Source organism: Gordonia sp. J1A, assembly GCF_055393515.1.
In genome coordinates, this window is record NZ_AP041607.1 from 3,018,970 (window position 1) to 3,040,459 (window position 21,490).

Here is a 21,490-nt window from a genome sequence, read left to right on the forward strand (position 1 = left end):
GGGGGTGCTGCGGGTCGATCGACCCGCGGCGACTCGGGCCGATCGGCTCACGGATCGAGATCGGGGCACCGCTCCGGCCCCGATCCGGTGACACGACAGTCGCTCCCGCGACCGAACAGACCGAAGGATTCATATGCGAAAGAGCGTCGGCAAGCGCTTGACGATCGCGATCGCCGCCCTGGCGACCCTCGTCGGCACCGCAGTCTCCGTCACGCCGCAGGCACAGGCCGCAGGCACCACCGAGTACGTGTACTCGAACGCGATGCACCGCAAAGTCCCGGTCCGCATCGTCGACGGCGGCGGGAGCGGCCCGAAGCCGACGCTCTACCTGCTCGACGGCCTGCGCGCCCCGAACAACACCAGCGGCTGGCTGCAGAACACCAAGGTCGACAGCTGGATGGTCGGCAAGGGCACCAACGTCGCGATCCCGTTCGGCGGCGGCGGCAGCTTCTACACCGACTGGGAGCAGCGCGACCCGAAGCTCGGCGTCAACAAGTGGGAGACCTTCCTGACGCGTGAGCTGCCCGCGTACATGAAGAAGCACCACAACAGCGACAACCGACGCAACGGCATCGCCGGCCTGTCGATGTCGGGGACCGCGGCCCTGAACCTGGCCTCGCGACACCCCAGCTTCTACAAGGCGGTCGCGTCCTACAGCGGCTACCCGACCGTCACCATGCCCGGCTTCACCCAGGGCATCCAGGCCTCGGTGGCCGAGATGGGCGGCAACCCGACCAACATGTGGGGCTTCTACCCCGCAGGCGAGTGGTTCGCCAACGACCCGTTCCTGTCGGCGGGCAACCTGGCCGGGCACTACGTGTACGTGTCCTCCGGGACCGGCGTCGGCAGCAAGTACGACTCGAGCCTGACTCCGGGCAGCGGCAGCTTCAACCCCGTCAAGTTCGCCCAGATGGTTCCGCTGGAGGTCGCGGCGTCGACCAGCTCCCAGCTGTACATCGCCCGCGTCGCCACCGTCCCCGGCGTGCACCTCACCACGCACATCACTCCGGACGGCGCGCACTGGTGGGACTACTGGCAGGACCGCTTCAAGCAGTCGTGGGCCACCACGTTCCGCCCCGCGTTCTTCTGATCGGACACACCGCTCACGATGGCCGGCACCCGCCAGGGTGCCGGCCATCGTGAGTCTGCGCCGGAAACTGTCCGATCGCCGCGTTAGGCTGGTTCCGTGCCCACGCCTCAGACGATCCTCACCCGTAAGACCGGCGCCGCCGCCTTTCTCGTGTTCACCGTCAACGACGGCGGCGAGGCCGCGGTGCGCGACGCGCTGGCCGAGTTGCCCGGACTGTCGACGGCGGTCGGCTCCCGCGCCCCCGAGTCGGCGCTGACGGCGATCGTCGGAATCGGATCGCAGGCATGGGATCGGCTGTTCGCCGGCCCGCGCCCGAAGTCGCTGCGGCCGTTCACCGCGCTGGCCGGTTCCGTGCACTCGGCGCCCGCCACCCCGGGCGACCTATTGCTGCACGTGAAGGCCGACCGCATGGACCTGTGCTTCGAAGTGGGCCAGCGCTGGACCGAACGCCTCGGCGACGCCGTGACCACCGTCGAGGAGGTTCACGGCTTCCGCTACTTCGACATGCGCGACCTCATCGGTTTCGTCGACGGCACCGAGAACCCGGTCGGGCAGGAGGCGATCGACGCCATCACCGTCGGCGACGAGGATCCGGATTTCGCCGGCGGCAGCTACGTCGTCACGCAGCGGTACGTCACCGATTTCGAGTCGTGGAACGGTCTCCCGGTGCCCGAGCAGGAGAACGCGATCGGCCGCACCAAACTCGAGAACATCGAGATGGACGACGATGTGAAGCCGACCAATTCGCACATCGCGCTCAACGTCGTGACCGACGACGAGGGCAACGAGATCAACGTGGTGCGCGACAACATGCCGTACGGCGACATCTCCGGAAGCGGAGAGAAGGGCACGTTCTACATCGCGTACTCGAGCGCGCCTGATGTGAGCGAGGAGATGCTCCGCCGGATGTTCATCGGCGAGCCCGAGGGCAACTACGATCGTCTGCTCGACTTCACCACCGCGGTCAGCGGAGCGCAGTTCTTCGTGCCCACCCGCGACTTCCTCGAGGAACAGCCGCCCGCCCCCGGCCCGGTCCCCGAGACCGCCCCGGAACAGCCCGACGCCCGGTCGGACGGCTCGCTCGGAATCGGCTCCCTCCGATAGCCGGCGATCACCGGCCGCTCGGGCCGGTCAGCGTTCCCAGTCACAGTTCCCACAGTCCCAGTTCCCTCCGACCACCGCACGACCACACCGAGTTAGGAAACACGATGAACAATCTGCACCGCGAACTCGCTCCCATCTCCGCCGCTGCGTGGGCCGAGATCGAGGAGGAGGCGTCCCGTTCGTTCAAGCGGAACATCGCCGGTCGTCGTCTCGTCGACGTGAAGGGTCCGCTGGGACTGGACGTCGACTCCGTCACCCGCGGGCACCGCACCAAGATCGACTCGCCGGCCGACGGGATCACCGCCTTCCTGCGCCACACTCAGCCGCTGGTGGAGTTCAAGGTGCCGTTCACCGTCACCCGGGAGGCGATCGACAACGTCGACCGCGGCGCCTCCGATTCCGATTGGGACCCCGTGGTTCGCGCCGCGCGCGAACTGGCTCTGGCCGAGGACCGCGCGATCTTCGAGGGTTACGCGGCCGCCAAGATCAACGGCATCGCCCACGAGTCCGGCGTGAACTCGATCGCGCTGCCCGACGACGTCCGCGATTACCCGGAGGCCATCAGCCAGGCGATCAGCAAGCTGCGTCTGGAGTCGGTCGACGGACCGTACTCGCTCGCGCTCTCGGCGGAGCACTACACGCAGGTGAACGAGACCTCCGATCACGGCAACCCGGTGCGCGACCACTTGCGCCGGATCCTGGTCGACGGCGAGATCGTCTGGGCGCCGGCCATCTCCAGCGGCTTCCTGCTGAGCACCCGGGGTGGCGACTTCGAACTGTCGATCGGTCAGGACGTGTCGATCGGCTACGACTCGCACGACGCCGACACGGTGAACCTCTATTTCTTCGAGTCCTTCACGTACCTGACATACACCCCGGAGGCTGCGGTCGCGCTCACGTAGCGCCGCACGGGCGGCGCGCGAATCCCGATCGCGCGTGTCACACACCGCACGTAATGTGGACCCGTGCTCATTCGCCTACTGCGGACGTATGTCCTCCGTTATCGTGGCGCGGTCGTCGCGGTGGTCTGCCTCCAGCTGGTGGCGACCGCCGCGATGCTGTATCTGCCCACCCTGAACGCCGACATCATCGACATCGGCGTCGCCAACGGCGACACCGGCTACATCCTCTCCACCGGAGGCTGGATGCTGCTGGTGTCGCTCGCGCAGATCGCGGGTTCGGTGGCCGCGATGTACTTCGGCTCGCGGGCCGCGCTCGGCGGCGGCCGCGACATCCGGCACGATCTGCTCCACCGGGTGAACGGATTCTCCACCCGAGAAGTCGGCAGGTTCGGTGCCCCCTCGCTCATCACCCGCACCACCAACGATGTGCAGCAGGTACAGCTGCTGGCGGTCATGGCGATGTCGATCCTGGTGACGGCTCCGATCATGGGCATCGGCGGCATCGTGATGGGCTTACGGGTGGCAGCGCCCATCTCATGGGTGCTGGTGGTGGCCGTCCCGGTTCTCGGGATCACGATGGGCCTCATCATCTCGCGCATGATCCCCGGGTTCCGCGCGATGCAGACGCGCATCGACAACGTCAACCGCATCATGCGCGAGCAGGTCACCGGCATTCGCGTGGTGCGTGCCTTCGTCCGTGAACAGCACGAGACCGAACGCTTCGGCAGCGCGAACGACGACCTCGCCGAGGCGTCCCTCCGCGTCGGCCGCATGATGGCGCTGATGTTCCCGTCCGTCATGCTCATCACCAACCTGACGCTGGTCGCGGTGCTCTGGTTCGGCGCGCACGCGGTCAACGACGGATCGGTGGAGATCGGCGCGCTCACCGCCATGATCAGCTACGTCATGCAGATCATGATGTCGGTGATGATGGCCTCGTTCCTCGCGATGATGGCGCCTCGGGCGGGCGTCTGCGCCGACCGCATCTGCGAGGTCCTCGACACCGAGACCACCGTGACCGCGCCGGCCGCCCCGCAACCGATCGTCGGCGATCCGGCCGTCCTGCGCCTCGACGACGTCGAATTCCGTTACCCGGGCGCCGACGAGCCCGTGCTCAGCGGGATCAGCTTCCAGACCGCGCCCGGCACCACCACCGCCGTCGTCGGATCGACGGGATCGGGCAAGACCACCTTGATCAACCTCCTGCCGCGGATGCTGGACGTGACCGGCGGATCCATCACGATCGGCGGCACCGACCTGCGCGACGCCGACCCCGACGCACTGCGCAGGCACTTCGGTCTCGTCCCCCAGCGCCCCTACCTCTTCTCCGGCACCATCGCGAGCAACCTCCGGAACGGCAAACCGGATGCCACCGAGGACGAGATGTGGGAGGCCCTGACGATCGCGCAGGCCGCCGATTTCGTCCGCGCCATGCCCGACGGTCTCGACACTCCGGTCGCACAGGGCGGTACCACGGTCTCCGGCGGTCAGCGTCAGCGGCTGGCGATCGCGCGAGCACTCATCCGGAAGCCGTCGATCTACCTGTTCGACGACTCGTTCTCGGCGCTCGATCTCACCACCGACTCGCGTCTGCGCGAGGCCCTGGTGCCCGCCACCCGCGATGCGGCGCTGGTCGTCGTCGCACAGCGCATCTCGACGATCACCGCCGCCGACCAGATCGTGGTCCTCGACCGCGGAACGATCGTCGGTCTGGGCACCCACACCGAGTTGCTGCAGTCGTGTCCCACCTACGCTGAGATCGCGGAGTCTCAGCTGTCGATCGGAGCAGGCGCATGACCCGCGGCGGACCTCCCGGAGCCGCTCCCACGCTGGAGAAGGCCAAGTCGTTCAAACCGTCGCTGAAGCGCCTCGTTCGTCGTCTCGGTGATCATCGAGGAAAGATGCTCGTGGTCCTGGGCTCCATCGTGGGATCCGTCGCATTGACCGCGTACGCCCCGCGGGTGCTCGGCGACGCCACCGACGAACTCTTCGCCGGTGTGGTGGGGGCGCGGCTGCCGTCGGGCATCTCGAAGGAGCAGGCTGTCGAAGGCCTGCGCGCCAAGGGCCAGAACACCTTCGCCGACATGGTCTCGTCGATGGACGTGATCCCCGGCCACGGAGTCGATTTCACCGCCGTCGGCCGGATTCTGGCGACCGTGCTGGCCCTGTACGCGGCCTCGGCGGTGCTCGGCTGGCTCGGTGCCTATCTGCTGAACAAGGTCGTCGTCGGAACCGTGACGAAGCTGCGAGCCGAGGTGGAGAGCAAGATCCACCGACTTCCGCTGTCGTTCTACGATGCCTCGGCGCGCGGCGATCTGCTCAGCCGCGTCACCAACGACCTCGACAACCTGTCGCAGTCGTTGCAGCAGACCATCAGCCAGCTGCTCAACTCCCTGCTGATGGTGGTCGCGATTCTGATCATGATGCTGACGATCTCGCCGCTGCTGTCGCTGATCGCGATCGCGACCGTTCCGGTCGCGGCGATCGCCACCGCACTGATCGCCAAGCGGTCCAAGCCGCACTTCGTGGGTCAGTGGACCAGTACCGGCGCCCTCAACGCGCAGATCGAAGAGGCCTTCACCGGCCACGAACTGGTCACCGCCTTCGGCAGGCGAGCCGAGGTCGAACGCGTCTTCGACGACCGGAACGAGAAGCTCTTCGCCTCGTCGTGGCGCGCTCAGTTCATCTCCGGCATCGTCATGCCGACGATCATGTTCCTCGGGAACCTGAACTACGTGGCGGTGGCGGTGGTCGGCGGTCTGCGCGTCGCTTCCGGACAGCTCAGCCTGGGCGAGGTGCAGGCGTTCATCCAGTACTCGCGCCAGTTCACCCAGCCGCTCACCCAGATCGGCTCGATGTTCAACCTCATGCAGAGCGGCGTCGCCTCCGCCGAACGCATCTTCGACGTTCTCGACGAGGACGAGGAGCAGCCGGATCCGACAGCGCCCAAGACTCCCGCGGTGGACGAGGGACACATCGTCTTCGACGACGTCTCGTTCCGCTACCGCGCGGACCAGCCGCTGATCGAGAACCTCTCACTCGAGGCCAAGCCGGGCGACATGATCGCGATCGTCGGACCGACCGGTGCCGGCAAGACGACCCTGGTGAACCTCATCATGCGGTTCTACGAGATAGACGGCGGAACCATCTTCGTCGACGGTGTGGACTCGTCCGAGATGACCCGCGATGACCTGCGGGAGCGCACCGGCATGGTGCTACAGGACTCGTGGCTGTTCGGCGGCACGATCTACGACAACATCGCCTACGGCGATCCCGCCGCCAGCCGTGAGGACGTCATGGAGGCGGCCTGGATCAGCCACGTCGATCACTTCGTCCGCACCCTGCCGGACGGGTACGACACCGTGATCGACGACGAGGGCGGCGGAGTGAGCGCGGGTGAGCGTCAGCTGATCACCATCGCGCGCGCCTTCCTCGCCAAGCCGACGATCCTCATCCTCGACGAGGCCACCAGTTCGGTCGACACCCGCACCGAACTGCTCATCGGCAAGGCGATGGCGAATCTCCGCAAGGACCGCACGAGCTTCGTGATCGCGCATCGGCTCTCGACGATCCGCAACGCGGACCTGATCGTGGTGATGGAGAACGGGCAGATCGTCGAACAGGGCGACCACGAGTCGCTGCTGGAGCGTCGTGGCGCGTACTTCCGGCTGTACAACGCCCAGTTCTCGGCGCCGATCGAGGATGTGGACGCTCCCGTGTGAGCGCTCTCGTCGTTCTTCGTTCCCTCGTGTGGTGCGGTGAGGTGCGGGGTCCTGTCCTAGCCGTCCCGCAGCCTTCGGGCCGCACTCGTGGCCAGGGTGTCGGCGATCTCGTTGTACTTGTCGCCGGCGTGGCCCTTCACCCAGCGCCACTCGACGGTGTGCACGTCCTCGGCGGCGATGAGCTCCTGCCACAGGTCGGCGTTCTTGACCGGTTGTTTGCTCGCCGTCTTCCAGCCATTGCGCTGCCAGCCCGCGACCCACTTCGTGATCCCGTTCCGGACGTAGCTGGAGTCGGTGTAAAGGATCACGGTCGACGGTCGCTTCAGCGCACGGAGCGCCTCGATCGCCGCGGTCAGCTCCATCCGGTTGTTGGTGGTGTCGGCCTCGCCGCCGGAGATCTCCTTCTCGATGTCGCCGTAGCGCAGGATCGCTCCCCAGCCCCCGGGGCCCGGGTTTCCGAGGCACGCACCATCAGTCGAGATCTCCACTATCTTCGAAGTGGTTCCGGCGTCGCTCATGACGTCCAACGCTACCGGATGAGGAGATCCGAATGGCCGCTGGCCGCATCGTTCTGATCCGCGCTGTGAACGTCGGCGGCGCCAAGCTGCCGATGGCGCGCCTGCGCGAGATCGCCACCGCACTCGGTGCCGACGACGTCAGCACGTACATCGCCTCCGGCAATCTCCTGTGCACACCGCCGGGAGATCCCGAGGGGTTCGACCGCGCCCTGGAGCAGGCGATCTCCGACGAATTCGGGTACTTCCGGGAAGCCATCGGCCGCACCCCCGACGAGATGTCCCGAGCACTGGCCGACTATCCGTTCGGCGACCCGCCGCACGGACTCATCTACTTCCTCACCGGAGTACCCGATCCGGACGCCGCCGCCGAGTTCTGCGCCCGCGACTTCGGGAACGGCGAACGCATGCGAGTGATCGGCAGGGATCTTCACATCGACTATCCCGCGCCCGCCGGCGTGGGCAATTCCAAGCTGACGCCCGCGCGCATCGCCAAAGGGCTCGGTGTCACCGGCACCGGACGTAATCTTCGGACGACGGCGAAGCTGATCGAACTCGCACAGCAGACGTCAAGACAGTGACATCACGACCACGACGTCACGGAATGATGAACCGGCACCGCTATGACTGAGCAGGATCGAACCCCCTCGCCGCCGCCCCCGGGCGCCACCGACGCACGCTTCACCCTCGCCGCGGAACGGACCATGCTCGCATGGCTCCGTACCGCGCTCGGACTCATCGCGGCCGGCGTCGCGGTCCTGCACATCGTGGACGACTTCGGGGTCACCGGTTCCAAGACCGCCCTGGGCGTCTCGCTCGTCGTCCTCGGCGCACTGGCAGCCCTGACCGGTGCGTGGCGGTGGCAGCGGGTCAACCACGTCCTCGACAACGGCGGACAGATGCCCGGTCCCGCCGCGGTGTGGGCGCTCACCGTGGCGATGGTCGTGATCGCTGCGGGCTTCGTGGTCTTCGTCTGAACCTGCGCGGTTCGGGGCTGGCTCGGACCGATTTCCCCGCTCAGCGCTACCACCTCCCCCACAGGGCGTGGTGCCGCTGAGCGGGGAACCTGATCCGTCCGGCACGATGCTGTGGGGAATCCCCGATCGGTCCACAATCTGCATTTGAACCGCCGAAAGCCATGTGCTGCATCCGTATTCGGACGATCGTGGCGGCATGGAACGCATTCCGGACGGGGTGTATCCGCACCGCGAACTCCTCGCGACGCTCGGCCGCGGCGACCTCGACATCCTCATCCGCGAGAAGACCGCGCGGCGACTCCGGCACGGCTGGTACGCGGTGGGTGAGCCCTCTGCCGCCGACGTCGCCGCCGTCCGACGAGGCGGCGTCATCAGCTGCGTCACCGCACTGAATCGGCACGGCGTCTGGACGCCCGAGGACCATCGGTTCCATGTCCGGGGGAACAGCTCGGCGATTCGGAGCCGGAAGGGACCGTTCTGCCGGCAGTTCGGTCGGCCCGAACCGGAGTACGGGCTGGTCGACGACGTTCCCACTGCCCTCCGGCATGCCGCGCGATGCCTCGACGACGAGGGCTTCGTCGTGGTCTGCGATTCGATTCTCAACAAACGCCTCATGACCGCCGAACAGATCGAGTACCAGTTCCGCTCGGCGCCCCGGCACATCACGAAGCTCCTCGACCGTTGCGACGGCCGGGCCGAGTCGGGGCCCGAGACGATGACCAGGTTTCGGCTGCGCAGCCAGAACGTCAAGGTCCGGATACAGGTGGTGATCGACGGTCTGGGGCGCGTGGACCTGGTGGTAGGCCGCTGGCTGAGCATCGAGATCGACGGATGGGAATTCCACGGCGACCGCACACATTTCCAGAACGATCGAACCCGCGATGCCATCGCTCTCGAACTGGGCTATTACCCGCTGCGGTTCACCTACGACGACGTGGTCTTCCGCTGGCCGGACACCAATGCCCGGATCATGACGGCGATCCGCCGCGGCGCACACCTTCGCAGCCACTTCACGGATCAGATTCCCCGATGAGGACCGGCGACCTCGACACGAGCTACGCCGCGTCTCACCGGGGAATCTGGCCCGGCTCACACTTCGATGGGCGGATACAACTGCGTCATGGTGTACTGCCGGTTGCGTCTGGCCGCCCAGGAACTGATCGCGAGCGACACCACCGTCACCCCGGCCAGGACCGCCACGGACACCCACAGCCGGTGATCCATGCCGCCGCTGACGACCTGGCGGAGACCGGTGACGGCGTAGCCCATGGGGTCGTAGGGGTGGAACCATTGAGCCGGTGTCGCTGTGGTCTCAACCGGATAGATGCCGCCCGACGCGACGATCTGCACCATCAGGAACGCCAGCGACACCACCCGGCCGACGGCCGCTCCCAGGACCGCGTTGAACATCTGGATCATCGCCAGGAAGGTGACCGACACCAAAAGCATGAAACCGACCATGCCCAGCGGATGGAAGGCGTCGAGTCCGACCGCGAAGTGCGCGACCACGAACATGACCACGACCTGCGCGACGGCGATCAGCACTGCCGGCCAGTACGACGCGAGGACCGATCGCAGACCGCCGAGGCCGCCGATCACCGGCCGCGACTGCAGCGGCTTCAGCATCATCCAGATGATGATGGCGCCGATGAACATCGCCAACGACAGGAAGAAGGGCGCGAAGCCGGTGCCGAAGGTGGGCGCGCGATTCTCGGTGAACGTGCTCAGCGCGACCGGCTGCGACAGATTCGACGCGGTCTTGAGCCGCTGCTCGGTGCCGCCGAAGTTCGGGATCTGCTTCACCCCGTCGGCGAGCCCGCTCGACAGTTCGTCGGCACCCGAGGACAGTTCGGTGGTGCCGTCGGCCAGTCGACCGGCCCCGGTCGCCAGGCGTTCACTGCCGTCGGTGAGCTGGATGAGTCCGCTGTGCAGTTGCGCCGCACCGGTTTTCAGCTGTCCGGCACCGTCACGCAGTTCGCCCACCTTGCTCGCCAGACCGCCGTTCTCGAGCATCGCCAAGGTGCTGCGCAACGGTGAGTTCGCGTCCCCGAGCTGGGCCGACAGGGCGTCGGACTGTTTCGCCAACCGATTCACGGTCGCGGTGGTCGACGGCGTCACACCCTGGGTTCGGAGGAAGTCCTGAACCGGCGCGAGCCCGTTCGCGAGGGCGCGCATGTTGGGGTCGGAACTGTTGCGGAGAGCGGTGGCGACCTGTGAGACGGCTTTCTCCGCCTGCGATTGTCCGGCACCGGCAGCGCTGATCAGGTCGAGCACGCCGGAGAGGTCCGACGACAGTTTCGCGGCGTCGTTCGCGTACGCAGAGGGCTTCACCCCCGACGACTGCACGCTGTTGAGCAATCCGAGCAGTGGTGTGGTGGCCGCGTCGATCCCGTTCGCGAGTTGTGCCGTCCCCGCGGCGAGTTCGGCGGAGCCGTCCCGGGCGGTGACCATGTTGGTCGCGAGTTCGCGTGATCCCGAGGCCAGTTCGTGTGCGCCGGAGTTCGCCGTGTGCAGTCCGTCGGCGAGTTGCGCCGATCCGTCCGCCGCCTTCTCGATGCCCTTGCCCGCCGTGGTGAGTCCGACCAGCACCTGGTCCACCGCCTGCTGGCCGACCTTGTCGTTGATCGCCTGGGTCACCTGCGCCGCGGCGTTCTGCCCGATGATGCCCGCTAGGTAGTTGTTGGCGTCGTTGAAGGTGAACTCGATCTTCGCCTTGTGCGGATTCGGTGTGGTCGCCGACGTGATCGCCGACGTGAAATCGTGCGGGATGGTGATGGTGAAGTAGTAGTCTCCGTGGGCCAGGCCCGTGGCCGCCTCATCGGCGTTCACTTCGTGCAGGTCGAGCTGTCCGGAGGTCAGCAGCTGGTCTGCGACCTGATCGCCCGCGTTGATCTCGAACGCGCCCGATTTCACGCCCTGGTCCTCGTTCACCAGTGCCACCGGGACCTTCGAGACCTCGTCGAACGGATTCCAGAACACCCACAGGTACATCGCACCGTAGAGCAGCGGCATGAGGATGATCGTGACGATGGCGATGCGCGGCATCGCCCCCTTCGAGTAGCGCTTCAGCTCGGTGCCCAGCGACATTCCCGCCAGCATCAGATCTCCCCCTCGGAGTCGGCGCCTGCGGGCGCGTGGAAAGTCTCTCTCGGCAGCATCGACGGAACGTCGATCAACGCCCGGTACCCGAGTGCGGGATCGATGCGGTTCACCGTGGTCGTGACGACCGTCTGTCCGGTTCCCAGCTCGGCCAGACGGGAGATCAGGATGCGCTGATCGTCGTCGCTGGACACCTGGTCGATGTTGCCGACCACCAGCAACGGGAGCCGCCGGGTGTTGGCCAGGGCGACGCGCAGCAGCAGGCCGTCGAGTTCGGAGAGCTCCTCGACGTATGCGGTGAGATCCGGCAACGGCAGGTCGCCGAACACCGGACGGCAGATCCGCTCCAGATCCTGTTCGGTCGATCTCCGGATCAGCCGGTACCACGGCGCGTCCCACCGCATCTTCTCGGTCAGCAGGTCGACCACTCGGACCGAGGTGTACACGTCGTCGAGGGCGGCGACCCCCGCGAGCGAGGCGACCTTGAAGATCGCTCGCGCGGACGTGCGGCCGAGCACGTCGAGCCGCCCGGTCTTGGCTTTCATCCGGCCGGCGATCGTCATCTGCAGCGCCGTGCGTCCGGGACCCGGCTCGGCGCGCAATACGGTGAGCCCGCCCATCGGGATGTCGAGGTCGAGGGGACCGTACACCTGTCCCCACGGGCCCTTCTGGGCGATTCCGCGCGCGACGACGGCCATGGCGGCCGTCTCGGGGTAGTCAGTCATGAACCAGGAGCGTAGTCGGATGGCAGCACTTCGCAGGTCTCCACACTCACGCGAGTGTGCAAACACACGTTATCAGATGGTGCTGTGGCGAGGGCCACGCGATGCAGTGGTCCGTGCATACGCAGGTCAGGCCGTTTTGTCGTAGGGCCGGGATAGTGTTCACCCATACCGACGATCACACAGTCGTCGAGCACCACGGGGAGGCGGTGAGCAGGATGGATGCACAGTCGTCGCTGGTGTTGCCGGAGGACCCGGCCGCGCTAGCCGCGGTCATCGAAGCCGCTACGACCCGGCTCGCCGCCGCTCGCTTCGCCGCCGTGACCGAACGCGAGTTGCTGGAGACCGCCGAAGCCCTCGAGCACGTGCATCGCCGGCTGGACGGGGTAGACGCGGCCCTGCTGGTGGAAGTCTCCGACCGCGGCGCCTACCGCAAAGACGGCTTCCTGTCACTGCATCAATACCTGTCGTCGGGGCTTCACCTCGGCGACGGTGAAGCCCGTCGTCGGCGGACCTCTGTCGCGGCGATCGGCCGATTCACCGGCATGCAAGGCCAAACTCTCACGCCGGCGTGTCCGGCCACGGCCGAGGCGGTCAATGCCGGAGCCATCGGTACCGCGCATGTGCTGGAGATCGACGCGATCATGGACAAGATCCCCGCCGCCGTCGACACTCAGACCCGCAAACTCGCCGAAGTCCAGTTGGCTTCGGTGGCCCGGGAGCTGACCCCGGAAGGAGTCCGCACCGCCGGACACCGACTCCTGGCCCATCTCGACCCGGACGGGTCACTCACTGACGAGCGGGACCGCAAACGCCGGCGGAAGTTCGCGCTCATGCCGCAGGACCGGCAGCTGATGAGCAAAGTCACCGCCTCCCTGACCCCGGCTCTGCGGGCCAAGTTGGAGGTAACGCTCGAGTCTTGGGCCGCGCCCGGCATGAACAACCCCGCCGACCCCGACTCCCCATGCGGCGCACGCGAGGCAGCCGACCCAGCAGCGCTCGCCGCGGCCGCCGAGCGCGATGATCGCACCGCCGGGCAACGCGGCCACGACGCGCTCGTCGCCCTGCTGGATGCTGAGCGGGCGTTCACCGCCGCAGGCACCACCGGCGGTGGGCGGCTGTCGTCGCAGCTGGTCATCACCGTCACCGACAAAGAACTCCGCGAACACGCCGGAATCGCACTCACCGCGACCGGAACAAGGTTGCCGGTGGCCGAGCTGGTCGAGGCGGCATCCGGCGCGACGCCGCATCTGGCGGTGTTCTCCCACGCCAGGGTCAGCCGCTCTACCTGGGTCGGGGACGGCGCCTCGCCTCGAAGGCTCAACGTCTGATGCTGTTCGCCCGCGACCGCGGCTGCACCGCACCCGGCTGCACGGCGCCGTTCGCGCGAACAGAAGCCCATCATTTCCCGGATTCCGCCGACGGCGGCCCGACGAACATCGATCACCTCGGCGCCGCGTGCGGACGGCATAATCGGTCGGTCGGCAAGATGCTCGGCGACTGGGAGACCATGATCCTGAACGACGGCCCGCACGCCGGACGCGTCGCCTGGCGTCCGATCACGACTGGCCACGGGCGGAAAGCGTGGCGGGTCAACCACATTCACCACGCGGAGCTGCTCCCCGATCAGGGTCCACACGCCCCGCCCGGACCGGAGGACTCCCGCATCGATGGCTACCTGGCCCGCCTCACCGCCGCCTGACGCTACTGCCCCGCCGACGTCGTGACGGGGACAGCTCACTCGAACAGATCGAGCAGCGAGGTCTCGCTCTCGGACCCCACCACACCGAGCGGCTTCGCCGAGCTGTCGTCGAGGATCTCCTCGAGATGATCCTTCACGTCCTCCGGAGTGATCTCCGTGTTCGTGTAGCCGTCGTTCATCGCGAGCGAGAAGCGCTGGATCAGTCCGCCCTGCGCAAGGATCGTCTCTCCGCTGATGCTGCACTCCTCGTGCGCGAGGTAGGCGACTACCGGCGACACCATCGCTGTCGTGTAGTTGGCTTTGAGGTTCTCTTTCAGCGCATCCGGCAGATCCGCCTCGGACGCCATCCGGGTGTACGCGGTCGGGGCGATCGCGTTGACGCGGACTCCGGACTTGAGCGCCGCGATCGACACCGTCCGGGTGAAGACGTACACGGCCCCCTTCGACGCCACGTAGGCGCTCTCGCCCTCCCAGCCCGACAGCGTCGGCGAGCAGGTGTTGACCACCCGACCGCTGTTCGCCACCAGGTGCGGCCATGCCGCCGCGGTGACGGCGACGGTTCCGAGGAAGTTGATCTCCATGTGCCGCCTGATCGAGTCGACCGCCGTGGGGCCGAACGGGGACGGGCTGTCCACGCCCGCGTTGTTCACCACGATGTCGAGCCGCCCGAAGGCGTCGACCGCCGCGTTCACGACCGCCTCCGCGTCCTTGGTGATGTCGCCCGTCGCCACTGCCGCGCGTCCGCCCGCCGCGGTGATCGCGGAGACGGCCTCCTGCGCCGCAGCCGAATCGAGGTCGTTGATCACCACAGCGGCTCCCCGCTCGGCGAGCAGTTCTGCGTGCGACCGTCCGAGGCCGCGACCGGCACCCGTGATCAGTGCGACTTTGCCGTCGAATCTCAGCATTGGTAATCCTCCCAATCGGATGAGATCTTCGCCGGAACGCCGCTGGTCGTGCGTCCGCGCATACGGCACCATTCTTCAAGAGACCGACCGCACCGGATTGTCCAAGAAATTGGACACTTCTCGGACACTCGAAGCCCGGCCGGTCGGCTCACCTCGAGTTCGACAGACCTCGGAAGACCTTCATCGTGTCGCCGGCCGGCGCCTGCGCGGTCACCGCGTAGAACACCAGGACGATCTGTCTCTACGCGCCAGCTGATTCCTGACCCGACGTTCGCTGCGACGGCACCGCCCCAGCCAATCGGCCGTCAGTAGAGTCGAAGCGAGACGACGTCAAGCTGCTGAGTCGTCCGAGCACCGCCGCAGCCCCCGGCGGAGGTGGAGAATAGAGGAGAGGATGTCGAGATGTCGTCAGCCGATGCCCCCGTCGTAGTCGCCGTCGACGGTTCCGTCGAGGCCCTGAACGCCGCACGTTGGGCCGCACTGGCCGCCGCTCGCCTGCACCGCGACCTGCACATCGTCAGTGCCGTCCACCCGTTCAGCCCACAGTTCAGCTTCGCCGGCCTCTCCGCGGAAGACGCCGCCATCCGTGCCGCCCGGGCATTCGCCGAGACCGCGACGCAGACCGCGACCGACCTCGCGGCGGAGGTCGCGCCTGACGTCACCGCTCATCGGCACATCGTCGAGGGCAGGGCCGCGCTGGTCCTGCGCGATGCTTCGACGCGGGCGCACCTGCTGGTCGTCGGACGCCGCGGCCTCGGCGGAGTCCAAGGGCTGCTGATGGGCTCGGTGAGCACCGACATCACCGCGCACGCGAACTGCCCGGTGGTCGTCGTGCCCGGCAGGGACGACGCGGTGGACGACCGCCCCGGCACCGGGCCCGTCGTGGTCGGCGTCGACGACTCCCCACTGTCGGAGTCGGTCATCGCGCACGGTTTCGATCAAGCCGCGTCGCTGGGCACCTCGCTGACCGCAGTGCATGCCTACGGCGGACTGACCGGCGAGGAGTTCTACGACGACCCCAGCGTCTTGGAGCGCGCCCGTACGGAAGCCGACGAGACGCTGGCAGAGCATCTGGCCGCCTACGCCGACGATTTCCCCGGCGTCGAGACCACCACCGTGATCACCGCCGGCACCCCCGCCGATGAGATCAACCGGATTGCAGCGGATGCTCAGCTGGTGGTGATCGGCAGCCGCGGTCACGGAGGCTTCCGCGGTCTCCTCCTCGGCTCGACGAGTCAGGCGGTCCTGCAGGTGGCGGGATGCCCGGTGATGGTCGTTCACGAAGACCGCTGATCGCACACTGATCTCGGGCCAGGGCTACGCGATGACGCCGTCCTCCCTCAGACGGGCGAGTGCGGGCGCGTCGAGACCGAGGACCTCGGAGAGGACCGCGTCGGTGTCGTGTCCGAGGTCGGTCGCCGGCGCGGTGCCCGAGTACTCGGAGTCCCAGCGGGCCGGGGCGTTCGCCGAGATGACCTCACCGATCCCCGGCTGGTCGATCGCCGTGAGGACCGGCTCGGCCGAGGGGTCCTCGGCGAATTCGGCGGCGACGTCGGCGGTGGTCTTGTACGGGCCCCACAGGACGCCGGCGGCCGAGAGGCCGGCGTGCACCTGCTCGGTGGTGTGCGCCGCGAACCACGGCCGCAGGACGGCTTCGATCAGCTCACGATGGGCGTAGCGGCCCTCGTCGGTGTTGAAGTCGGCGCCGAGCGACTTCTCCAGGGCGGCCAGCACTTCGGTGGTGCCGGTCGCCGCCCCGATGGCGCTCCACTGGCGCGGGGTGAGCGCGACGATCATCACCCGGTCGCCTTCGGACGAGGCGAAGTCGGTGCCGAAACTGCCGTACAGGTGATTGCCGTGGCGGGCGCGCGGGCCGCGCTCGGCCGCTTCGGAGAACCAGCCGAGGTTGGCGACCGCCGCCATCGCGACATCCGAGAGTGCGATCTGCACGTGCGCGCCCTGACCGGTGCGGTCACGACGGCGCAGCGAGGCGAGTACCGCGGTCACCACTTCCTGCCCGCACAGCAGATCCCACGCGGGAAGGATGTGGTTGACCGGCCGATCGGTGTCGGCCGGACCGGTCAGTGAGGCCACGCCCGAACCGCCGTTGACCGTGTAATCGACCGCGGCCGAGCCGTCGGCCCGGCCCTCCACCCGCACCGCGATCACGTCGGCGCGACGCGCGGCGAGCGCCTCGTACGAGAACCAGCTGCGTCCGACGGCGTTGTCGACGACGATGCCCGCGTCCGGACCGGGGGCCGTGGCGAGCGCCAGGAGCAGGTCCCGGCCCGCATCGGCGCGCAGGTTCAGTGAGACCGATTTCTTGCCGCGGTTGAGCGAGTTCCAGTACAGGCTCTCGTCCGACCGCACCGACAGCGGCCAGCGCTTGAAGTCCGCGTTTCCGCCGATCGGATCGACGCGGATCACCTCGGCGCCGAGCTGCGCCAGTGCCATGCCGGCGCTGGGGCCGGCGACGAAGCTCGCGAATTCGACGACTCGAATACCGTCGAGCGGACGTGCGAGAGCGGTGCTCATGCTTCCTCCCCAGAAGTGGTCGCGGACGCGGCGGCCTGGCTGAACTCGCCGCGGACGGCGTCGGTGTGCTCGCCGAGCGCGGGCACCGACCCGGACAGTCGCGGCCAGGAGCGGGCGGCGGCCGGCGGCAGCAGCGCCGGAACCTCGCCGCCCGGCGTCCCGATGGTGCGCCAGCGTCCGCGTTCGGACAATTGGGGATGCTTCGCCAGATCGCCGACGGTGTTGAACCGCGCGTTGCCGATGCCTGCGGCATCGCCCGCGGCGGCGATCTCGTCCAGCGTGTGCTCCCGCGTCCACGCGGCCACGGCCTCGTCGAGCTCGGCCCGGTGCACCACGCGGTCGTCGTTGTGCGCGTAGGTCTCGTTCGCCGCCAGATCCGGCCGATCGATCATCTCGCACAGCCGCTGCCATTCGCGATCACTCGTGGTGCCGAGCACCGCGGTCTGACCGTCGGAGGTGGGGTACGCGCCGTAGGGCGCGATCATCGGCGATCCCATGCCGACCGGGATCGGTTCGACGCCGGTGTGGATCACCTGATTGAGCGCGAATCCCATGAACTCCGAGACCACGTCCAGCATCGAGACCTCGATGACCGCCCCGGCGCCGGTGCGGTCGCGATCGTAGAGCGCCGCCAGGACCGTCGAGTAGACGTACACCGCGGTGCCGATGTCGGCGATCGGGATGCCGGGCTTGGCCGGGGCGCCTTCGGTGCCGGTGATGGCGCACGATCCGGTCTCCGCCTGGATCAGCAGATCGTAGGCGCGTTTGTGATCGGCGGGACCGCCCTTGCCGTAACCGGAGACGTCGGCGATGATGAGCCGCGGAAACCGCTCCGCGAGACTGTCGATGCCCAGGCCGAGCCGGTCGAGGGCCCCCGGCGCCATGTTGCTGACGAGCACGTCCGCCCGGCCCAGCATGGCGACGAGGATCTCCACGTCGGCGGGATCCTTGAGGTTGAGCGCCGCCGACTCCTTGCCGTAGTTCAGCCAGGTGAAGTGCGCCGAGGTGCCCTTGACGACGCTGTCGTAGTGCCGGGTGCTGTCGCCGTAGCCGGGGTTCTCGACCTTGATGACGCGCGCGCCCAGGTCGGCCAGGTGACGGGTGGCGAGCGGCGCGGAGATGGCCTGCTCCATCGTCACCACGGTGATCCCGGCGAGCGGCGCCTCCGAGCGAGTCGCGGTCATCGACGCTCCACCTTGCCGGTGAACAGCGGACCGGGGACGTTGAAGTCGGGATCGCGCTTGGCGCGGTGCGATGCCACGCCCTCCTGCACGTCGGGTCCGCCGAATCCGTAGAACTCGTAGCCGAGCGAAGCGTCGAAGATCGCCCAGTTCTGTCGATACCAGTTGTTCAGCGCGTGCTTGCTGAACTGGATCGACGATGCCGAGCCGCCGGCCAGCCGCTCGGCGATCTCCATCGCCTTGTCCTGCACCTGGTCGTCGTCGACGCACAGCGAGACCATGCCGAGTCGCTCGGCCTCCTCGCCCGTCATCACCTCGTTGAGGAGCAGGTGGTACTTGGCCTTCGGCATGCCCGCGAATAGCGGCCAGGTGATCGCCGCGTGGTCGCCCGCAGCGACCCCGAGGCGGACGTGACCGTCGATGATCTTGGCTCGACGGCCCGCCACCGAGATGTCCGACAGCATGGCGGTCACGAGGCCGGCGCCGACCGCGGGACCGTTGATCGCCGAGACCAACGGTTGCGGCAGGTCGATGAGATTGCGGACGAGGTCGCGGGCTTCGCGGAGCACGCGGGTGCGGTCGTGCCAGTCGCCGACCATGTCCTCGACGAGGTCGAAGCTGCCGCCGGCGGAGAAGACCCGGTCGCCCTCGCCGCGGATCAGCACGGCCTTGACCGACTCGTCGCGGGCGATACGCGTCCAGATGTCGGCGAGGTCGCTGTGCCGCTGCGGGCCGACCGCGTGCATGTCCGGCCCGTCGAGCACGATGCGGAGCACGCCCTCCGACGGGCGGTCGATGGTCAGGGATTCGAAATCGTCATACGTCTGCATGGGCCGACGACCTTCCAGCTATAGGTGAGGGGGCCGGGAACTGCGCTCGGAGCCATGATTATGGATTATGCATTATGCGTTGACGCGGGACCATCGAGCGGCGACTGCGCCGCGTCGGCCCTACCACTCAGATCATCAATAATATATTATGCGTAGGTGGCAGTCGCCACGAACGAGCGCGAGGAGATTTCATGTCACAGGTCAGTCCCGAGGACTTCGCCCAGATCAAGGACGCTGTTCACGAGTTCATCCGGACCAGGGTGGTACCGCGGGAACGGGAGATCGCCGACAACGACGCGATTCCCGCTGATCTGGTCGCGACCGCCAAGGAGATCGGACTGTTCGGCTACGCGATTCCTCAGGAGTGGGGCGGCCTCGGCCTCGACCTGACGCAGGACGTCGAACTGGCGCAGGAGTTCGGGTACACCGCACTCTCGCTCCGGTCGATGTTCGGCACCAACAACGGCATCGCCGGACAGGTACTGGTGAACTTCGGCACCGACGAGCAGAAGGCCGCGTGGCTCGAGCGCATCGCCTCGGGCGAGGTGGTCGCCTCGTTCGCACTCACCGAGCCCGGCGCCGGGTCGAACCCCGCGGGTCTGCGCGCCAAGGCCGTCGAGCAGGAGAACGGCGACTGGGTCATCGACGGCGCCAAGTGCTTCATCACCAACGCACCGCTGGCGAATCTGTTCGTCACCTTCGCGCGGGTCCGTCCCGCCGACGAGAACGGTCCCGGCATCGCCGTGTTCCTGGTGCCCGCCGAGACGGCAGGCGTCTCGGTCGCCGAGCACGACCGCAAGATGGGCCAGGAGGGCGCCTGGACCGCCGACGTCCACTTCGACGGTGTCCGCGTCCCTGCGTCGGCACTCGTCGGCGGCAACGTCGACGTCGGCTACAAGGCCGCGATGACCTCCCTCGCCCGCGGGCGCGTGCACATCGCCGCCCTCGCCGTCGGCTCGGCGCAGCGCGCGCTGGACGAGTCCCTGCGCCATGTCGCCGTGACCACCCAGGGCGGCACCCCGATCGGCGACTTCCAGCTGGTGCAGGCCCACATCGCCGATATGCAGGTCGGCATCTCCGCCGGTCGTGCGCTGGTGCGCGACGCCGCCGCGAAGTACGTCAGCGGCGAGGACCGCCGCATCTCGCCGTCGGTCGCCAAGGTGTTCTGCACCGAGATGGTCGGCCAGGTGGCCGACAAGGCCGTCCAGGTCCACGGCGGCAGCGGCTATATGCGGGAGATGCCGGTGGAGCGGATCTACCGTGACGTCCGACTGCTGCGCCTGTACGAGGGCACCAGCGAGATCCAGCGCCTCATCATCGGCGGCGGGCTGGTCCGCCAGGCCAAGAAGGATGCGACGAAGCAGTGACGACAGCTGCGCACCACGCCGCCGGCGACCTCGCCCGCGGCGCTCACACCCTCCTGTTCGTCCCCGGCGACCGCCCGGAGCGGTTCGAGAAGGCCGCCGCCGCGGGTGCCGATCTCGTGGTCGTCGACCTCGAAGACGCCGTGCCCGCGGCCAATAAGGCGAAGGCTCGTGCCGAGGCCGCGGCGTGGATCGCCGCCGGTCACACGTGCGCGGTGCGGATCAATGCCGCCGACACCGAGCACTTCGACGCGGACGTGTCCGCCCTCGCGGGCAGCGGTGCCGCGATCATGCTGCCCAAGGCCGAGGATCCCGCGGCGGCCGCGCGGCTCACCGAGACCACCGGCAGCGCGGTGATCGCCCTGATCGAGACAGCGCGCGGCGTCTTGGCGGCCGCGTCGATCGCATCGGCTCCCGGCGTGGTCCGTCTCGCGATCGGTACCTTCGACCTCGCCGCGCAACTCGGCGTCGACCCGACCGACACCGAAGCCCTCGCGGCCTCCCGTGGCGCGCTGGTCCTGGCCTCGGCGGCCGCCGGTCTCACCGGTCCCGTCGACGGCGTCACCGGATCGGTGGACGATCCCGACCGGGTCCGCGCCGACGTCGCGTACGCGCGACGTCTCGGCTTCGCGGGCAAGCTCGTCATTCATCCGAAGCAGCTCGACCCCACTTCGTCGGCGTTCGCCCCCAGCGCAGACGACATCGCGTGGGCGCGGCGGATCATCGAAGCGCTGGGAACCGACGGCGTAGCCGTGGTCGACGGCCAGATGGTCGACAAACCCGTCGTCGATCGCGCGCGCAGCATCCTCGACCGCGCGTAGCGCCCGACCTCGAACTCGAAA

18 protein-coding genes and 1 pseudogene are annotated in these 21,490 nt (G+C 68.0%); 12 read left to right on the forward strand and 7 right to left on the reverse strand.

Going from position 1 to position 21,490, the window contains the following annotated elements; translation table 11 throughout:
* Positions 1 to 133: 133 nt before the first annotated feature.
* The 5 genes from ACZ5QD_RS14105 to ACZ5QD_RS14125 all read left to right on the forward strand — a co-directional run bounded on the left by ACZ5QD_RS14105 (position 134) and on the right by ACZ5QD_RS14125 (position 6,818).
* Positions 134 to 1,090: an alpha/beta hydrolase gene (locus ACZ5QD_RS14105; protein ID WP_062367230.1), complete on the forward strand. Its 957-nt coding sequence runs from the start codon at positions 134 to 136 to the stop codon at positions 1,088 to 1,090.
* Positions 1,091 to 1,186: 96 nt separating this feature from the next.
* Positions 1,187 to 2,194, forward strand: a complete 1,008-nt coding sequence (locus tag ACZ5QD_RS14110) for a Dyp-type peroxidase (RefSeq protein WP_062367228.1) — start codon at positions 1,187 to 1,189, stop codon at positions 2,192 to 2,194.
* Positions 2,195 to 2,298: 104 nt separating this feature from the next.
* The gene (locus ACZ5QD_RS14115) at positions 2,299 to 3,096 is read left to right on the forward strand and encodes a family 1 encapsulin nanocompartment shell protein (protein WP_006896896.1); all 798 of its coding nucleotides are present in this window, start codon (positions 2,299 to 2,301) and stop codon (positions 3,094 to 3,096) included.
* A gap of 63 nt (positions 3,097 to 3,159) precedes the next feature.
* The gene (locus ACZ5QD_RS14120) at positions 3,160 to 4,893 is read left to right on the forward strand and encodes an ABC transporter ATP-binding protein (RefSeq protein WP_062367226.1); all 1,734 of its coding nucleotides are present in this window, start codon (positions 3,160 to 3,162) and stop codon (positions 4,891 to 4,893) included.
* A complete protein-coding gene (locus tag ACZ5QD_RS14125; protein ID WP_062367225.1) occupies positions 4,890 to 6,818 on the forward strand; it encodes an ABC transporter ATP-binding protein in 1,929 nt (642 codons plus the stop codon). Before ACZ5QD_RS14120 ends, ACZ5QD_RS14125 begins: the two co-directional genes overlap by 4 nt.
* A 56-nt stretch (positions 6,819 to 6,874) precedes the next feature.
* Here the strand turns inward: ACZ5QD_RS14125 and rnhA are convergent, their stop codons facing one another.
* The gene (rnhA, locus tag ACZ5QD_RS14130) at positions 6,875 to 7,336 is read right to left on the reverse strand and encodes a ribonuclease HI (RefSeq protein WP_062367223.1); all 462 of its coding nucleotides are present in this window, start codon (positions 7,334 to 7,336) and stop codon (positions 6,875 to 6,877) included.
* Between the two features lie 32 nt (positions 7,337 to 7,368).
* Here rnhA and ACZ5QD_RS14135 point away from each other — a divergent pair, with 32 nt between their 5' ends.
* The 3 genes from ACZ5QD_RS14135 (at position 7,369) to ACZ5QD_RS14145 (ending at position 9,343) form a co-directional block, all read left to right on the forward strand.
* Positions 7,369 to 7,914, forward strand: coding sequence for a DUF1697 domain-containing protein (locus ACZ5QD_RS14135; protein WP_062367221.1), 546 nt, complete (start codon positions 7,369 to 7,371; stop codon positions 7,912 to 7,914).
* A gap of 42 nt (positions 7,915 to 7,956) precedes the next feature.
* Entirely contained in the window at positions 7,957 to 8,310 is a 354-nt protein-coding gene (locus ACZ5QD_RS14140; protein ID WP_464366885.1) for a YidH family protein, read from the forward strand.
* Positions 8,311 to 8,506: 196 nt separating this feature from the next.
* Complete coding sequence (locus tag ACZ5QD_RS14145) at positions 8,507 to 9,343, forward strand: endonuclease domain-containing protein (RefSeq protein WP_346074768.1); 837 nt, start codon at positions 8,507 to 8,509, stop codon at positions 9,341 to 9,343.
* A gap of 56 nt (positions 9,344 to 9,399) precedes the next feature.
* On the opposite strand, the gene ACZ5QD_RS14150 is transcribed toward ACZ5QD_RS14145, so the two are convergent.
* Both ACZ5QD_RS14150 and ACZ5QD_RS14155 read right to left on the reverse strand, forming a co-directional pair.
* Complete coding sequence (locus ACZ5QD_RS14150) at positions 9,400 to 11,409, reverse strand: YhgE/Pip domain-containing protein (protein WP_006896903.1); 2,010 nt, start codon at positions 11,407 to 11,409, stop codon at positions 9,400 to 9,402.
* A complete protein-coding gene (locus ACZ5QD_RS14155; protein WP_045538557.1) occupies positions 11,409 to 12,134 on the reverse strand; it encodes a hypothetical protein in 726 nt (241 codons plus the stop codon). The genes ACZ5QD_RS14150 and ACZ5QD_RS14155 overlap by 1 nt, the downstream gene beginning before the upstream one ends.
* 215 nt (positions 12,135 to 12,349) lie before the next feature.
* Between ACZ5QD_RS14155 and ACZ5QD_RS14160 the strand changes: the two are divergent.
* Positions 12,350 to 13,833 (forward strand): annotated as a pseudogene (locus ACZ5QD_RS14160) (HNH endonuclease signature motif containing protein).
* 35 nt (positions 13,834 to 13,868) lie between these two features.
* Here the strand turns inward: ACZ5QD_RS14160 and ACZ5QD_RS14165 are convergent.
* On the reverse strand, positions 13,869 to 14,738 hold the full coding sequence (locus ACZ5QD_RS14165; protein WP_045538555.1) for an SDR family NAD(P)-dependent oxidoreductase: 870 nt from the start codon (positions 14,736 to 14,738) through the stop codon (positions 13,869 to 13,871).
* Between the two features lie 402 nt (positions 14,739 to 15,140).
* Between ACZ5QD_RS14165 and ACZ5QD_RS14170 the strand changes: the two genes are divergently transcribed.
* The gene (locus ACZ5QD_RS14170) at positions 15,141 to 16,031 is read left to right on the forward strand and encodes a universal stress protein (protein ID WP_062367211.1); all 891 of its coding nucleotides are present in this window, start codon (positions 15,141 to 15,143) and stop codon (positions 16,029 to 16,031) included.
* A 24-nt stretch (positions 16,032 to 16,055) separates the two neighbouring features.
* On the opposite strand, the gene ACZ5QD_RS14175 is transcribed toward ACZ5QD_RS14170, so the two are convergent.
* From ACZ5QD_RS14175 to ACZ5QD_RS14185, 3 genes are read right to left on the reverse strand one after another with little or no spacing between them, the layout of a single operon-like run.
* The gene (locus tag ACZ5QD_RS14175; RefSeq protein ID WP_006896909.1) at positions 16,056 to 17,273 is read right to left on the reverse strand and encodes a CoA transferase; all 1,218 of its coding nucleotides are present in this window, start codon (positions 17,271 to 17,273) and stop codon (positions 16,056 to 16,058) included.
* Complete coding sequence (locus ACZ5QD_RS14180) at positions 17,270 to 18,457, reverse strand: CaiB/BaiF CoA transferase family protein (protein ID WP_062367207.1); 1,188 nt, start codon at positions 18,455 to 18,457, stop codon at positions 17,270 to 17,272. The genes ACZ5QD_RS14175 and ACZ5QD_RS14180 overlap by 4 nt, the downstream gene beginning before the upstream one ends.
* A complete protein-coding gene (locus tag ACZ5QD_RS14185; protein WP_062367205.1) occupies positions 18,454 to 19,284 on the reverse strand; it encodes an enoyl-CoA hydratase/isomerase family protein in 831 nt (276 codons plus the stop codon). The genes ACZ5QD_RS14180 and ACZ5QD_RS14185 overlap by 4 nt, the downstream gene beginning before the upstream one ends.
* A gap of 191 nt (positions 19,285 to 19,475) precedes the next feature.
* Between ACZ5QD_RS14185 and ACZ5QD_RS14190 the strand changes: the two genes are divergently transcribed.
* Positions 19,476 to 20,651 carry an acyl-CoA dehydrogenase family protein gene (locus ACZ5QD_RS14190; protein WP_006896912.1) on the forward strand — a complete coding sequence of 392 codons (1,176 nt, stop codon included), beginning with the start codon at positions 19,476 to 19,478 and terminating at the stop codon, positions 20,649 to 20,651.
* On the forward strand, positions 20,648 to 21,469 hold the full coding sequence (locus ACZ5QD_RS14195; RefSeq protein ID WP_062367202.1) for an HpcH/HpaI aldolase/citrate lyase family protein: 822 nt from the start codon (positions 20,648 to 20,650) through the stop codon (positions 21,467 to 21,469). The genes ACZ5QD_RS14190 and ACZ5QD_RS14195 overlap by 4 nt, the downstream gene beginning before the upstream one ends.
* The last annotated feature ends 21 nt before the right edge of the window (positions 21,470 to 21,490 follow it).

Excerpts from the sequence above, each read along its gene's own strand:
- ACZ5QD_RS14105 (WP_062367230.1), top strand. The coding sequence starts at position 134 with ATGCGAAAGAGCGTCGGCAAGCGCTTGACGATCGCGATCGCCGCCCTG.
- ACZ5QD_RS14115 (WP_006896896.1), top strand. The coding sequence starts at position 2,299 with ATGAACAATCTGCACCGCGAACTCGCTCCCATCTCCGCCGCTGCGTGG.
- ACZ5QD_RS14125 (WP_062367225.1), top strand. The coding sequence starts at position 4,890 with ATGACCCGCGGCGGACCTCCCGGAGCCGCTCCCACGCTGGAGAAGGCC.
- rnhA (WP_062367223.1), bottom strand. The coding sequence starts at position 7,336 with ATGAGCGACGCCGGAACCACTTCGAAGATAGTGGAGATCTCGACTGAT.
- ACZ5QD_RS14135 (WP_062367221.1), top strand. The coding sequence starts at position 7,369 with ATGGCCGCTGGCCGCATCGTTCTGATCCGCGCTGTGAACGTCGGCGGC.
- ACZ5QD_RS14140 (WP_464366885.1), top strand. The coding sequence starts at position 7,957 with ATGACTGAGCAGGATCGAACCCCCTCGCCGCCGCCCCCGGGCGCCACC.
- ACZ5QD_RS14145 (WP_346074768.1), top strand. The coding sequence starts at position 8,507 with ATGGAACGCATTCCGGACGGGGTGTATCCGCACCGCGAACTCCTCGCG.
- ACZ5QD_RS14150 (WP_006896903.1), bottom strand. The coding sequence starts at position 11,409 with ATGCTGGCGGGAATGTCGCTGGGCACCGAGCTGAAGCGCTACTCGAAG.
- ACZ5QD_RS14155 (WP_045538557.1), bottom strand. The coding sequence starts at position 12,134 with ATGACTGACTACCCCGAGACGGCCGCCATGGCCGTCGTCGCGCGCGGA.
- ACZ5QD_RS14165 (WP_045538555.1), bottom strand. The coding sequence starts at position 14,738 with ATGCTGAGATTCGACGGCAAAGTCGCACTGATCACGGGTGCCGGTCGC.
- ACZ5QD_RS14170 (WP_062367211.1), top strand. The coding sequence starts at position 15,141 with ATGTCGTCAGCCGATGCCCCCGTCGTAGTCGCCGTCGACGGTTCCGTC.
- ACZ5QD_RS14175 (WP_006896909.1), bottom strand. The coding sequence starts at position 17,273 with ATGAGCACCGCTCTCGCACGTCCGCTCGACGGTATTCGAGTCGTCGAA.
- ACZ5QD_RS14180 (WP_062367207.1), bottom strand. The coding sequence starts at position 18,457 with ATGACCGCGACTCGCTCGGAGGCGCCGCTCGCCGGGATCACCGTGGTG.
- ACZ5QD_RS14185 (WP_062367205.1), bottom strand. The coding sequence starts at position 19,284 with ATGCAGACGTATGACGATTTCGAATCCCTGACCATCGACCGCCCGTCG.
- ACZ5QD_RS14190 (WP_006896912.1), top strand. The coding sequence starts at position 19,476 with ATGTCACAGGTCAGTCCCGAGGACTTCGCCCAGATCAAGGACGCTGTT.